Consider the following 14,333-nt stretch of genomic DNA (forward strand, 5'->3'; position numbering starts at 1 on the left):
GGTGCTCAAACCCTTTAATACCACAACTCCCGAGGACGATGGCACTCTTTTTTCACCAAACTTGTGCATAATTCAGGCTAGGGAAGAGACCAACGCCTTCTGCAGAGGTGTTCTCGCACCCTCCTGCAGGGCTTCACCTGCTGCCAGGCCGCCCATATGCTGATAGCCGAGTGGAACGCCTCTCATCCGGTGCCGGCTTTCCGCCAGCCTCCCCGTAGTCCCTGAAAGAGCCAATCGCCGCAGGGCCCCCATTGTTGGCACGACCGGCAGGCCTTCTAAGTGTCCGGGCGCCAGCAGGTAGTCCGCCGCCAGGGAACACCCCCCCAAAAAAAGCGGGTCAAGCGAAAAGCTGGCGCCTCCCCCGGCCGGATGACCGGAACCTGGGACCTGTCTCCATTCGGCCCCTTCTTCGCCATACTCTTCCTTCTCTCTCGCCATATTCCTGGCAGACGATGCGCCCGCACTCTACCGGTCCACCTGCCGTAACCCTAGAATTCTCTTTGGATTCGGGCGGTTTCCGGCAGAGGGGGAAGGACTTGAACGGAGTGCCCGGCTGGCCTGGAAAAAACCGGTTGACAGAGCGGGCCGGTAGTGGTACTATTATCAGTGTGATTAGCTGGAATAGCTGGTTTAGGCCGTGGGATCTGAGGCTAGGAAGGTTTTAGGCGGAGAGGTTTTTTCGAGAGGGGGTGATTTGCAGGTTCATAGGTGTTTAGAGGTCCATCCCCCTTGGTTCGCTCTGCGGATCAAGAGTTACATCACTAGAGTAGGTTTAGTTCGTTTCATAGGAGGAAGCAAAATGAGAAAACTGTGTGCGGTTCTATTCGTCATGCTTCTTTTCGCCTTGCCAGCATTTGCAGCTACGAATGCGAAGTTGAACATTCCGGCTCAGGGCCCGGGTCCTGGGAAGCACGTCGTTGGTGAAGCGACTGCTGCCGGAAACATAATCATCTACACTGATGATTTGGTGTATTGGCCTCCTGCTGCCATTCAGGCTCTGAACGCCATAGGATATGGCTATACTTGGTATCATGCCGATCCATTCGGTTTTCAGGCTGCGCTTCAGCAGATGCCTTGGGACATCATACTTGTCAGTCATTGCACCTATTTTGAGCTGTCGTATGCATGGGATGACATCTACTATCAGATGATGCGTGGTGCCACCGTAGGTATCGACACATTTGATGGTGATTGCAGTCACGACTATAGTGGTTTTGGTCCGACGCTTTTCCAGGCGATCGGCGCGGCTCAGATGAGCGATTTCGGTCCCGATGACATCTTCTTCGCAAATGACCCTGAGTTCTGGGGTCCGTTGTCCGGGCAATTCATTCGTAACATTGGCGTCGGCTACATTGACAACGGCGACATCATCGGATACATCATGCCTTGGGCGGTCATGACGGCCCAGTGGGGCGGAATTTGGGCGCCGAATAATATAAGGCGTTTTCAGTTCCCGTGTTCGTGGCTGGATCTCTGGATTCTGGACTACGACTTCTCGCTGAACGATGCAGTCAATGTGTGGTTTGTGAGGTTGGTCTGGTTGGATATTTCTCCGACTGCAGCTCAGAATGAGAGCTGGGGCAAGATTAAGGCGATGTACAAGTAAGCCACAAAGAAGCAATCAGCACATCCAAAGAGGGGCCGGCAGAACCTGGCCCCTCTTGGCTTTTCCTGGCGCAAAACATGATGCGTTACCCCTGCCGAGTTTGGTATTGACCCGAATCACATTCCGTGCTAAATTGTATATGTTGGTCGCACTTGATTGGGGACCTGGTCGAGTCGGTCGTTCGAGAGGATGTATAGCTTGGTGAGGAAGGTGGTACGATGAAGAATCATCAGCATTTGGCAAGAACTGGATGGGTGATGACTGCTATCCTGCTCGGTTCCCTGCTTCTCCTGAGCAGCTCTGCTTTCCCGTGGGTGAGACCGGTTGACGGCAACTATCGCGGGGACAGAGACCAAACGGTCGGCCAGGGCGACATTTGGTACGGCGATCCGGACATGCCGCAAGGGAAAGGCCCTGGTGCGGAAAACCCGTTTGGTGCACCGGTTGTTGCTGACTCAAAATCCAGCTCAGGGACCGCGTCTTTCGTTAAGAAAGGTGACGGGGGTGCAAGGAAGCAGTTGGGTTCTCCTTGGCTCGAGATCAAGCTTGCCTCCAGGTTCTGGGTGCTTTATCTCGTTCAGCGCTGAGTGAATCTCCAGTCCTTTCACTGAAACGTAGTAGCATTCTTTGTACTCTGGGGTTTTCGAAATGGCACACTCAGAGCAAGAACAGATAACCAAGATCGAAAAAGAGATCAGGCGGCTGAGGAAGAACAAGGATTTCCTCGAAAAACTTGAATCTCTCGCCGCACTTTACCTCACAACGGATTCCTACCTTCCCGCTCTGGACCTCCTCACGGCAATTCTGGCAAAGGAGTCATCCCTCTCGCTAACCAGAGAAGACATCCTGGCATTGAGGCTCAAGAAGGCCGAGTGCCACTTGAGGAGGGGCGAGCTTGCCAAGGCGAGTGCAGAGGAACAACTTGTCCATTCTCTTCTGGCCCTGGATGACTGCAATGCGATGAAAGGCAGGGCAGCTCTACTCTCATCTAGAATACAGTGGGAGTCGGGAAGCTACGAGACTGCATTCAGCGAAGCCGGGAAGGCGCTTTCTCTGTTGAAAGACGGCGGGACCCTTCCTGAACTGGCCCAATGCCACATGAACCTCGGCAGGAGTCTATTCAGACTTGGGGACTACTCCCAGGCAAGGGAACACTACGAAAGCGCGCTTGCCTTCTACAGGCTGGCCGGGGATGAGGTGGGAGTCGGGATGGCGCACAACAATTGCGGTCTTATCCTGAAGAACATCTGTGACTGGACGGGAGCAAGACGCCACCTTGAGCTTGCCGTTGAGATTGCCAGGAAGCTCGGCAGCTATGGCGACGAAGCCGTTAGAAACCTGAACCTCGGTCTTCTCGAATTCCGGATGGGTGTCTGGGACAAGGCGGAGTCCCACGTAAGAGTATCGCTTGACTCTTTCATCAAGATTGGGGACAGAGTCGGCGAGACGAATGCAAGACTTGCTCTCGGGAATTTTCTCAGAGCAAGGAGAATGTGGGACGAGTCAAGGGAAATCCTGACGCAGGCCTATGAGGTCGCGGAAAAATATGGGTTGAGAAGGCAGCTTGCGCTTGCGGATGAATTCATGGGAGAGCTTCTGTACGACACCGGAGAAATCGAAGACGCTTTGCATCACTACGCAGCAGCGCTTGAGATTGCGGAATCCATCGCACCTTCAGGCGACATGGTGCCGGAGATTGAAAGAAGAAGAGGCGAAGCTCTGATCTCCATGGGTGATTACTCCGGTTCGAGGACCGCCTTTGGCAATGCACTTAGACTTGCGGCGGAAAGCGGAGACCGGATTGAGGAAATATGCTCCAGAAGAGGTCTGGCAGAGCTTCTCATGAATGAGGGGATGACTGCTGAAAGCACGAGAGAGCTTCTCGCTGCAATCAAGACCTTGGAGGAGATTGGCGAGAAATTCGAACTTGCGAAGACTTACTTCTTGCTTGCGAGATTGAGCCCCCGTCCTTCTTCAGAAGAGGAGACTAGAAAAAGGAAGGGATATTTCCTCAGGGCAAGTCTTCTTTTTGATGAGCTGGGGCTGAGCCACCAGGCAGGGACTTCGAATAGAGAAATCGAACAGATTGAGTCTGCGGGCCCTGTTCTCCACAAGGGGAAAATGGGCGCCGGGGCCGGGAGCGTTCCCAAGACTCCCTCATCTGGCTGGGGGATTGTTACCAGGGACAAGAGAACTCTCGACGCCCTGAGCTGCGTCGAAGCCATAAGAGATAGTTCTCTGGGCGTCCTTATTCAGGGAGAGACCGGCACCGGTAAGAATCTCTTTGCCTACATCTTTGCAGAGCATGAGAAGGTGAAGGGCAGGCCATTCGTTGAAGTCAATTGCGCAACGCTTCCTGCTGAACTCATGGAGAGCGAGCTTTTCGGCTATGCGAAGGGGGCATTTAGCGGGGCTTCCGCGGAGAAGAAGGGAATAATCGAGGAGGCGAACGGGGGCACGATTTTCTTTAACGAAGTGGCGGAGCTTTCCGACAGGATGCAGGCAAAACTCCTCCAGGTTCTTGATGACGGGACCTACAGACGGCTTGGAGAAACGGGGCTAAAGAAGGTCTCCGTGCGAGTGATCTCGGCTACGAACAAAGATATTTTGGGCGAGGTTGAATCGGGCCGCTTCAGGCGCGACCTGTATCACAGACTCAGCCAGCTCTCTCTGGAACTCCCGCCTTTGAGAGAGCGAAAGGGTGATGTTCCATATCTTGTTCAGCATTTTCTCGCCGGTTTTGAAAAACGTTATGGAAAGAAGATCAGGATCTCGGATGAGGCGGTAGGCCTGCTTGACGCTTACTCATGGCCCGGCAATGTGAGGGAGCTCAGAAATGAGCTCGAAGTCGCGTACCTCACCGCCGAGGATAGCTCTGTTCTCGGACCCGACAGTTTTTCCCACAGGATCGTCGCAGGGAATCCGGTGGCTGAGTTTCAGCCGGGACAGATCCAAGCCGGGCTTGAGAAGGTGAAGCGGACCTATGTTGAGGCGACTCTCAAGAGATATCGTTGGAATAAAGCAAGGGCGGCAAAGGCCCTTGGCGTGAGTCCGTGGGGATTGAGGAAGATGATGGCGAGGTACGGACTGCACAGTACGAGAGAGAATTAGTTGTTTCTCCGGCAACTAAGTTGCTGGAGGGCGGCGAGATAGTCTGGTAGAATCGATCGAAGGGCGGCTCAGGAAAGCTGCCCTATTTCATTGAAAGACAAAATGTTAGCTTTGTGATGGAGATTCCGTCTCATAAGTGGCACGGCCTATGCTCTATAATACTGGCGAGAGCTAGCTAAATGGGGGGACCAGATAGCCCGCTCATGCCAGGGTGTAAGCCTCACTTGAACGAGGGTTCCCATCGGTAGCGACCGATGAAAATGAGGCACGCCCTGGTTTTATTTTTCCCCCGAAATAATTAGTGACAGTCACCTATTTCCTGGAAATAGGTGACTGTCACTAATTCCCGGCGTATGATTCGGGAACCACCAGACATGGAAGAAGACAAATACATAGTTGTCACAGGTGCAAGGGAACACAACCTGAAAGGCATAACAGTGAGGGTTCCCGTGGGACAGCTCACCGTCATCACCGGGGTAAGCGGCTCGGGGAAATCATCCCTCGCGCTGGATACGCTCTACGCGGAGGGACAGAGAAGGTATGTGGAATGTGTCTCGCCTTATGCGAAACAGTTCCTTGAGAGAATGCCGAGACCCAATGTTCTTTCCGTAGAGGGAATCCGCCCCGCCGTTTCCGTTGAGCAGAAGAACTCGACACGAAGCGCGCGGTCAACCGTGGGCACGGCAACCGAAACCTATGATTTCATGAGGCTTTTGTTCGCCAGAATAGGCAAGATTCACTGCTACCAGTGTGGAGATCCTGTAGAGAAAAATACCGTCCAGTCAACTGCCCGGCAGATACTCTCTTTTGAGCACGAAAAAGTCCTGATCCTCTTCGCGCGGGCAATCACTCGAAAAGAAAATCTCAGCGAAACGGTCAAAGAGCTTGCTGCCTCGGGCTACGCCAGAGCATTCGGAAAGGGAGAGGTCCTGGATATCGATTCATCGCAGGGTTCTTTCGAGGATGAAAGCGAGTTGCTCGTGGTTCAGGACAGGATCACAGTCTCGCAGGGTTCACTGAAGAGGATCACTGATTCACTTGAGTCGGCCTTCAGGGAGGGAGGCGGAAAAGTTGTGATCGCGACCGGCTCAGGAAAAAGCCTCACCTTCCATAATCGACTCATCTGCAAGAGATGTGGAATCGAGCTTAAGGAACCTGAGCCTCTTCTCTTCTCCTTCAACAGTCCTTTTGGGGCTTGCCCGTCGTGCAGGGGATTCGGGGACATTCTGCAGTTTGATATTGACCTGATAATCCCGGACAAGACCAAGTCGATAATGGCAGGAGCAATCGCGCCGTGGCGCACTACATGGTGGGCATGGTACGGCAGAAAGCTTTCGGAGCTTTCCGAGAAAGGGAAACTCAGACTGAAGGTGCCTTTCAAGGATCTGAGTGAAAAAGAAAAAGAGCTGATCCTCCACGGTGACGGGAAATTCGACGGCGTGATTCCCTTCCTTGAGGAGCTCAGGAAGGAAAGGCACAAGGCAAGCTCGAGATTCCACGCAAAGAGGTACCTGACACCGGTCAGGTGCGGAGACTGCGGCGGGTCAAGATTGAGGAAAGAGGCGCTGTTTGTGAAGGTGGGCGGTTTCTCGATCGATCAAGTCGCGGATATGCCGGTCAAGGATTCTGTCTCTTTTTTCGGATCCCTCAAGCTCTCGCCGTACGAAGGCGAGGTGGCGCGGAGAGTTTTGGACGAGATCAAGTCACGGCTCAAGTTTCTCAAAGATGTGGGTGTCGGCTACCTGGCTCTGTCCAGAGCGGCGCGCACTCTCTCGGGGGGTGAAGCCCAGAGGATCGCTCTTGCAAATGCGCTTGGCTCGTCTCTTACCGACACCCTGTATGTGCTGGATGAGCCGACGATCGGCTTGCACCCCAGGGACGGCAAGAAACTCGTCGATGTGCTCGATAACCTCAAGAAGCTTGGCAATCCGGTTGTTGTTATCGAGCACGACAGGGACCTGATTTCAAGCGCAGACTGGCTTATAGACCTTGGTCCCGGGGCAGGGCAGGACGGCGGAAATCTGATTTACGAAGGGAGACCGGACGGGCTGATGAGCTCTCCGGGCTCTCTAACGGGACAGTACCTTGCAGGGAGTACGTTCCTTCCTGCAAAGAAGGTGAAAAGGCGGAAGCCCTCCGGCCTTATCACTATCGAAGAGGCAACTCTCCACAACATGAAGGGAATCGACGTCGACATTCCGCTGGGCGCCCTTGTCTCCGTCACGGGTGTGTCCGGCTCGGGAAAGAGCACTCTCGTGGAGGATATCCTTTACCGGTCAGTCTCAGAATTCCCTTCCGTGCCTCCGGGGAAGATAATCGGCGCAAGTGCGATCAGGGGGCTTGAGACGCTGGAGAAGATTCTGCTCATTGACCAGTCTCCAATAGGAAGGAGTCCGCGGTCCAACCCGGTTTCCTACGTGAAGGGGTTCAGTCCCATAAGAAAGCTATTCTCCGAGACCGTCGAAGCAAGAAAGAGAGGATACTCGGAGGGAAAGTTCTCATTCAATACTGAGGGAGGAAGATGTCCGGAGTGCAAGGGCGAAGGATTCCTGAAGGTCGAAATGTACTTCATGGCGGACATTTACCTCCCATGCGAGGAATGCGGGAGCACGCGCTACAAGCCCGAGGTTCTCGCAATCGCATACAAAGGGAAAAACATCAATCAGGTGCTCAACATGACGGTGGATGAGGCATTGAACTTCTTCTCGGTCCCCGCAATCCTGGAGAAGCTCTGGCTCCTGAAGCGCGTAGGCCTTGGCTACCTGAAGCTCGGTCAACCCGCGACGACTCTTTCCGGAGGTGAGGCGCAAAGGGTAAAGATTGCGAGGGAACTGGGTGAAGGGAAGGGCGTCAAATGCCTGTTCATACTTGACGAACCGACAGTCGGGCTCCACATGGCAGACGTCGCTGTTCTGCTGAAAGTGCTCAACGATCTCGTTGATAAGGGAAACACGGTCCTGGTTGTTGAGCACAACATCGATGTCATTTGGGCCAGCGACTACGTGATAGATCTTGGCCCGGATGGGGGAGAGGAAGGCGGAAGGATTGTGGCCCAGGGGACTCCTGAAGAGATCATGTCGAAAGCCGAGTCGCACACGGGGAAAGCTCTCAGGAGCTGGGTTTCGTATTGAATCTTATTCCGATCGAGAAATAGTCCAGCACGATGGCGCTCGGATAAGTGTATCGGGTTTCACAGAAGAATGAGCTGTTCCCGTACTTCAGGAATTCTGCGCCGCATATTCCATGTACCTTTATGGCCACGCCCCATTTGGTGAACATGCTGTAGTCTCCCAGGTCGGCAAATCCGAACAGCATGTGCCCGCCGACGCCAAAATCGAGATAGGGTGTCAGAAAGAATATCTTCTTCCCCTTTGGCTCAAGTGAAGAAAGAGCATAGACTGACGAGACGGACATGGTGACATTGTTGCGGTTCGCAAACGTTTCAGACAGCGAAAAAACGAGAGGCATCCGGCCCTTCACTTTCACCTGACCTAGTTCCGTTCCTGCGTTCACTGCCTGCCTGAAATATCCGCGCTGCATAAGAACCGCTGCATCAACCTCACCGGCTGATGAACGGTGCGGGCTTAAGACAAGTAACACTACCAGGGCTAACGCTTTTTCACTTCTTCCCTGCATCTTTCGAGTTCCCGTTTGCGCCCTCTACTTGACTAGAATATCGCCTTGAGATTCAAAGTCGCCGGCCATGAGGATAGCCCGGTAGCTTCCAGGCGGGACTTTCACGTTTTTCGAATCAGTCAGGTCCCACGTTGCAGAGGAACTGCCGGTCACAACTGCATTGAATATTTCCCTGATTCTTCTTCCTTTGTCGTTGAATATTGCTATCTTCACCCTGACGCTGGCCGGGACGTAGAAGTTCACTGTGAAAACCTGGCCGCTCGTGACGGGATTCGGGTACGCGCAGACAGACGTTGAAGTTTGCGGGGGTGCCGTATGTTGGGCGCTTTGAGACGCCCCCTGAGTGCAGTCTTCCCAGAAGCGGGATTCGCCGGCACTGAAGAATGGAAAAGGATCCAGAAGGGTCTGGTTGTTGTCACACCCCTGAAGAAGGAAGACAGAGCCAAGAAACGCTGTGAGGAAAATATAAGGGCTAAGGGTGATTCTCATGGAGGGAGGGCTCACGCGTACAAAAACACTTGTGGAGGGGGGACATTGAGGAAGTTCCCCACGCCGAAACGTGCACCTAAAGTCCGAAACCCCTGTGTCAAGGTAGCCCGCTCAAATGACTAGGTTTCTACCAAAGATGTCACTATTACCGTAGGGAACTTCGCTTCGCTTGCCACAAGGCCAACCAGAGACAATATAGTCCACACCCCGAGGCCCTGTCAAGCCCCAAGTTGCCTTCCCAGGGCGCCTCGATTCATGAAACTTGGCTGCTCGTCACGAGAAAGCTCGTTAATCAGATGATGGTTCTTCCTTGACGTTACAGCTGTCAGTGTTTACATTTTGCCTGAGGGTCGCTGACCGGGCGGGATTTGAGCCCTCCTGTTTCCAGCGGTCACTGTGTTCCGGGAGTCCCTTGTGGGCCAAGGGGGGAATATCCGCATGAAGAGAATACTTGTTACGGGCGGGTCAGGTTTTATTGGATCACATCTCTGCGAGAGACTTCTTTGCGAGGGTCACGAAGTCCTGTGTGTTGACAACTTCTATACAGGGCGCCGTGCCAATATCGCTCATCTTCTGCAGAATCCTGATTTTGAGGTGTTGAGACATGATATCTGCTTTCCTCTCTACGTTGAGGTGGATGAAATATACAATCTGGCTTGTCCTGCATCGCCGATTCACTACCAGTTTGACCCCGTCCAAACAGTCAAGACCGCCGTGCACGGGGCCATCAACATGCTGGGACTTGCCAAGAGGTTGAAGATAAAGATACTGCAGGCATCGACGAGCGAGGTCTATGGAAACCCAACGGTGCATCCACAGCCTGAGTCCTACTGGGGAAATGTGAATCCGGTTGGTTTACGGTCTTGTTATGACGAGGGCAAGCGCTGCGCCGAGACGCTTTTCTTTGACTATCACCGCCAGCACAAACTGAAAATAAAGGTCGCGAGGATTTTCAATACGTATGGCCCCAGGATGCACCCGAACGATGGAAGGGTGGTAAGCAACTTCATTATGCAGGCGTTGGAGGGCCGGGACATCACGGTTTATGGGAACGGGAGCCAGACCAGAAGCTTCTGCTACGTTGATGACATGATCGAAGGGCTGCTGAAGCTTATGGAAAGTCCGGATGAGTTTACCGGGCCGGTGAACCTGGGAGATCCTACCGAGTTCAGCATCCTGGAGCTTGCAAAGAAGGTGATTACACTCACTGGTTCGAAATCAAAAATAATCCTAAAACCCTTGCCTCAGGACGACCCGATGCAGCGGAAGCCCGACGTATCACTTGCGAGGAAAATGCTGAATTGGGAATGCACGACTCCCCTGGATGCGGGCCTCAAGAAAACAGTGGACTATTTCACCGCAATAGTGGCAGAAGAGCAGGGGAAATAACAAAACTTGCTGCCGGACGAGTTGCCACTACTGATAGTAATGCCCCGATAACTGTTCCATGGAACGAGAATTATCTGCGAAAATTATCCGGAACACGATGTTCAACGCGTTGGGACGCTTCTGGTCGATTGGCATCGCGCTGGCGTTGACTCCGTATGTCGTGGGTCATCTCGGGGTTGAACGATACGGAATCTGGGCTCTAATCGGTCTGGTCACCGGCTATTTTGGCCTGCTTGACCTGGGAATCGGCAGTTCTTTCGTAAAATACATCGCCGAACACTATGCCAGGAAAGACTACGGAGAGATAAACAAGGTCGTCAACACCGGGTTCGTTTTCTATTCGGTGCTCGCCCTGCTCATAGTTGGCGTGGCATTCCTCACCGTCAATCCACTGGTCAGGCTTTTCAAAATTCCGCACGAACTCCATTCAGAGGCGGTTTTTGTTTTCCTTCTGGGGATTAGCGTCTTCTGTGTCTCGAGCGCTTTGAGCGCGTTTGAGGCGGTCCAGAGCGCGCTCCAACGGATGGACATTACAAACAAAGTGGCGATTGCATGTTCCATCCCGATGGTTATCGGCACAATCCTGTTTCTTGAAGGCGGCTACGGCCTGCGGGGTCTCATGATCAATAATGCCATAGTGCTTGTCTTGAGCGGCATCACAAACACCATTATAGCCTTCAGGATACTGCCGCAACTGAGATTCAACCCTCTCCTGCTTGAAAGGAAGACGCTGGGGACTTTGTTCAAGTTCGGGTACAAAGCGTGGGTGTGCGGCAAACTCGAAAGCCTCTTTTTGTTCCAGGTGGGAAAGTTATTGCTGTCACGCTTTCTTGGCGTCGCATCGGTGACATATTATCAACTCGGAAGCACGATAATGAGCAAGGCAAGGGAACTGCCCTTTATACTCGTTTCGGCAACAGTGCCGGCAGCCTCGGAACTGGACGCGATACAGGACAAGAAAAGGCTTTATGACTTATATTCGAGAGGAACAAAGTACATCGCGTTAGCCGGCATTCCTCTTATGTCTCTTGTGTTCGTAACCGCTCCCATGACGATGTTTGCATGGATGGGAAGCGGATACGGACAATCGGTTCTGGTGATGCAGATGCTGACGCCGTGCTACCTCATAAACAATCTAACTGGGATGGGAATTACAATAGCTTTTGGCATAGGTAGGCCGGAGCTCCAAATGAGGGCCGCAATACTCGAGATGATTCTGAACGTCTCACTCAGTATCATTCTCGTCATCAAGATCGGGTTCATTGGAGTCCTGGTTGCAACGCTCGTGTCCCTTTCATTGAGCTCAACTTGGTTCGTTTACATGTTCCACAGGCATCTCGGCTACCCGATATTGGGGTTTTTTCGAAAAACCGTCTCGAAGCCGCTTGTCACCTGCCTTGTCCTGGCGGCGGCAACGGGAGCAATCAATCACTACGCCGGCAATCTATTCCTTGGGGACCGATGGAAGACTCTGTATGCGTTTGTGTTCGAAAGTCTGGTATTCTCAATCTGTTATGTTTTTGTTATTCTGAGAACCGGTTTTCTTGACGAGTACGACAGGGGACTTCTTGCGAAGCACATCTACTTTGCGCGATTTCTCGTGAAAACAAACAGGTGATACGAACAGAACAACTGAAAAATCAAACGGAAGACCCGGCGCTGTGATGATCATTCTTTCTGTTTTTGCCGCCCGGGGATCAACCTCTCCTGTTGCACCGGATATGAAATGGAGACTCGTCAGTTGGATCATATGGACACAGAAAACACCAGAAAAGAATTATTGAGTCTTTTGGAGCGACAGGCACGATTACTGGAGGAGTTTCAACGAATCCACGGCGGCCATCTGCTCCTGCGGCGCTGTCGGAGGCTGGTGCGGTACAATTTCAGATACCTGCAATACGTCATTTCTACATTGAGATCAACTCCTACGCCCGTCCACGGAAAAACGTTTTGGGGAGACGGTTTCGATGTTTTTCTGCCAGAGAATGTGGAACCATATTTGTTGGGTTTATTGGGTTCCGAGGAGGAAATTCGGCTTACGAAATATTTGATCAATAATACGGATGCCTCTGAGATATTTTTCGACGTAGGCGCAAACTGTGGGTACTACAGTCTGCTGGTGAGAAAATTGATCACTGATGGAGAAGTGCATTCTTTCGAGCCGGCGCCAGCCGTGTTCGAGATGTTAGAAAGAAACTGTCTTGCGAAAGGTATCGTTTTGAACCAATTGGCTCTATTTAGTTCGAAAGGAGAACTTGATTTTTTCGAAGCACTTAGATGGAGTGGGTGGAGTACCTTCGATATATCTACCATGAGCAAGGTGGCCAATCCAACTTCTTTCAGGAAAAGTAAGGTTCGTACGTGTACTTTGGACAACTATTGCCAGACACACTGCAAGCCGACTTTCCTTAAGATTGACGTCGAGGGAGCGGAGCAACATGTAATTGAGGGAGGGCTGGAAACCCTCAGGACATGTAATCCGGTTATTGCAATGGAAGTGTGGCGTAGCCCCTTGAATAACACCTCGCACCTGAAGGCTATGGAGATTCTGTATGAGCTGGGATACAAGTCGTATTCAATTGACCTTGATGGGTGCTTGGAAATTAGACACAAGATTGACCCCGAACACGACATTTCGGAAGGATTGAGAACGGATAATTTCATTTTCAAAAAATGAGAACCGCGCATCTTGTCCCAATTTGTGGCGGAAAGAGAACAGTCGCGTTCATGATGTCCGAGGCGGCTTGCATGAACGCGCTTGCGATATCACGTTTACAGGATTGCTCGATTTGCCTATCTCAAGGATACTGCCGATGAAATCTCGTACGCGATTTCGGCCAACTCAAGGTACGAGAAGATGAGAAGCACCACGTGGCGCACGGCAAAGACAAGATACAACTTGGAAATTCACTTCAGCAGGCTTTGCAGCTCGCGCAAGAGGCTTCTTGAGGGCACAGCCGGATGAAGATATTGATGCAGTCGCGTTTCGATCTTCTTGCAGACAAAGGCGGGGACACCGTTCATGTCCTGAAAACAAAGGAAGAGTTAGAGAAGCTTGGAGTATCCGTTGACGTCTCAACAGAATTTGCGCCCGACCTGAAACAGTATGACCTTGTTCATCTGTTTAACCTGAAGCTTGTCGAATCCACCTATCTTCAGTTTCTGAATGCAAGAAGACAAGAGAAACCTGTGTGTTTTTCGCCGATATATTGGCGTCTGACCGAGGAGGAGAGCGGACAGTTCCACAAGCAGCAGTTATTCGCTTACGGGAGATTGAAGGTTATCCATTTGCAGAGAGCAAAGGAGAGGCTCAAGAAAATTGAAGGACTCTGGCCGCTTTTCAGCTGGTACACAAGGAAGCTCAAGACAAAACGGTTTCAGCCTGCGGAATTCTACAGACTGCGGAGGGAACCCGGTGAGAAGAGGATGCAGCTGGAGGTTCTTTGCGGATCGGCCATCCTGCTCCCAAACTCCGAGTCCGAGATGAGCATGGTCAGGGAGTATTTCGGCGTGGAGAAGGACTACATTGTGGTGCCGAACGGGGTCGACCCCTGTTTTGAGAACGGAAATGCGGACGCTTTCTGCAACAAGTACCATCTGAGAGATTTTATACTGTGTGTTGCCAGGATTGAGGAGCGGAAGAACCAGCTGTCAATAATCAGGGCTCTCGGGGACATGAGCATTCCGCTGGTGTTCATCGGAGCGAAGAGAGAGCCTTATTTTTCGCGGTGTGCCAGAGAAGCCGGAGGCAACGTTCATTTTCTGGGGCACATGGAAGGGGTTGACCTTGCCGATGCCTATGCTGCTGCAAGGGCGCACGTAACCGCAAGCTGGTACGAAACTCCCGGTTTGTCGAATCTCGAGGCCGCGCTTGCGGGACGCAGCATCGTGGTTTCAACAAAAGGGTCAACAAGAGACTATTTCGGAGACCATGCCGAGTACTGCGACCCGTATGATGTCAACTCGATCCGGGAAGCGGTTGTGCGCGCGCTTGAGCGGCGTCCATCGAAAGAGCTGAGAGAGCTCGTAAGGTCGAAATACTCATGGGAGAAGGCGGCGCAATCCACGCTCACGGCATATCAAAAAGCGTTGAGGATATGAT

The 14,333-nt window shown here is 52.3% G+C and carries 11 protein-coding genes; 9 read left to right on the top strand and 2 right to left on the bottom strand.

The window, feature by feature from the left end; translation table 11 throughout:
- Positions 1 to 799 precede the first annotated feature (799 nt).
- From QME66_06385 to uvrA, 4 genes are all read left to right on the top strand, one after another.
- Positions 800 to 1,606 (top strand): hypothetical protein, encoded by an 807-nt coding sequence (locus QME66_06385; protein MDI6808590.1) that lies wholly within the window; start codon positions 800 to 802, stop codon positions 1,604 to 1,606.
- 218 nt (positions 1,607 to 1,824) lie between these two features.
- Complete coding sequence (locus tag QME66_06390) at positions 1,825 to 2,193, top strand: hypothetical protein (protein MDI6808591.1); 369 nt, start codon at positions 1,825 to 1,827, stop codon at positions 2,191 to 2,193.
- A gap of 61 nt (positions 2,194 to 2,254) precedes the next feature.
- The gene (locus QME66_06395; protein ID MDI6808592.1) at positions 2,255 to 4,717 is read left to right on the top strand and encodes a sigma 54-interacting transcriptional regulator; all 2,463 of its coding nucleotides are present in this window, start codon (positions 2,255 to 2,257) and stop codon (positions 4,715 to 4,717) included.
- Positions 4,718 to 5,091: 374 nt separating this feature from the next.
- The gene (gene uvrA, locus QME66_06400) at positions 5,092 to 7,848 is read left to right on the top strand and encodes an excinuclease ABC subunit UvrA (GenBank protein MDI6808593.1); all 2,757 of its coding nucleotides are present in this window, start codon (positions 5,092 to 5,094) and stop codon (positions 7,846 to 7,848) included.
- Here uvrA and QME66_06405 read toward each other — a convergent pair.
- Positions 7,826 to 8,353, bottom strand: a complete 528-nt coding sequence (locus QME66_06405; protein ID MDI6808594.1) for a hypothetical protein — start codon at positions 8,351 to 8,353, stop codon at positions 7,826 to 7,828. The genes uvrA and QME66_06405 overlap by 23 nt on opposite strands.
- A 24-nt stretch (positions 8,354 to 8,377) precedes the next feature.
- Positions 8,378 to 8,842, bottom strand: coding sequence for a hypothetical protein (locus QME66_06410; GenBank protein ID MDI6808595.1), 465 nt, complete (start codon positions 8,840 to 8,842; stop codon positions 8,378 to 8,380).
- Between the two features lie 438 nt (positions 8,843 to 9,280).
- Between QME66_06410 and QME66_06415 the strand changes: the two genes are divergently transcribed.
- The 5 genes from QME66_06415 (at position 9,281) to QME66_06435 (ending at position 14,332) form a co-directional block, all read left to right on the top strand.
- Positions 9,281 to 10,231 carry an SDR family oxidoreductase gene (locus QME66_06415; protein MDI6808596.1) on the top strand — a complete coding sequence of 317 codons (951 nt, stop codon included), beginning with the start codon at positions 9,281 to 9,283 and terminating at the stop codon, positions 10,229 to 10,231.
- Positions 10,232 to 10,289: 58 nt separating this feature from the next.
- Entirely contained in the window at positions 10,290 to 11,849 is a 1,560-nt protein-coding gene (locus tag QME66_06420; GenBank protein ID MDI6808597.1) for a polysaccharide biosynthesis C-terminal domain-containing protein, read from the top strand.
- A gap of 381 nt (positions 11,850 to 12,230) precedes the next feature.
- Positions 12,231 to 12,908, top strand: a complete 678-nt coding sequence (locus QME66_06425; protein MDI6808598.1) for an FkbM family methyltransferase — start codon at positions 12,231 to 12,233, stop codon at positions 12,906 to 12,908.
- A gap of 81 nt (positions 12,909 to 12,989) precedes the next feature.
- Entirely contained in the window at positions 12,990 to 13,196 is a 207-nt protein-coding gene (locus QME66_06430; protein MDI6808599.1) for a hypothetical protein, read from the top strand.
- Positions 13,193 to 14,332 carry a glycosyltransferase family 4 protein gene (locus QME66_06435; protein MDI6808600.1) on the top strand — a complete coding sequence of 380 codons (1,140 nt, stop codon included), beginning with the start codon at positions 13,193 to 13,195 and terminating at the stop codon, positions 14,330 to 14,332. Before QME66_06430 ends, QME66_06435 begins: the two co-directional genes overlap by 4 nt.
- The last annotated feature ends 1 nt before the right edge of the window (position 14,333 follow it).

The sequence above is a fragment of the Candidatus Eisenbacteria bacterium genome (assembly GCA_030017955.1).
GTDB lineage: Bacteria > Eisenbacteria > RBG-16-71-46 > JASEGR01 > JASEGR01 > JASEGR01.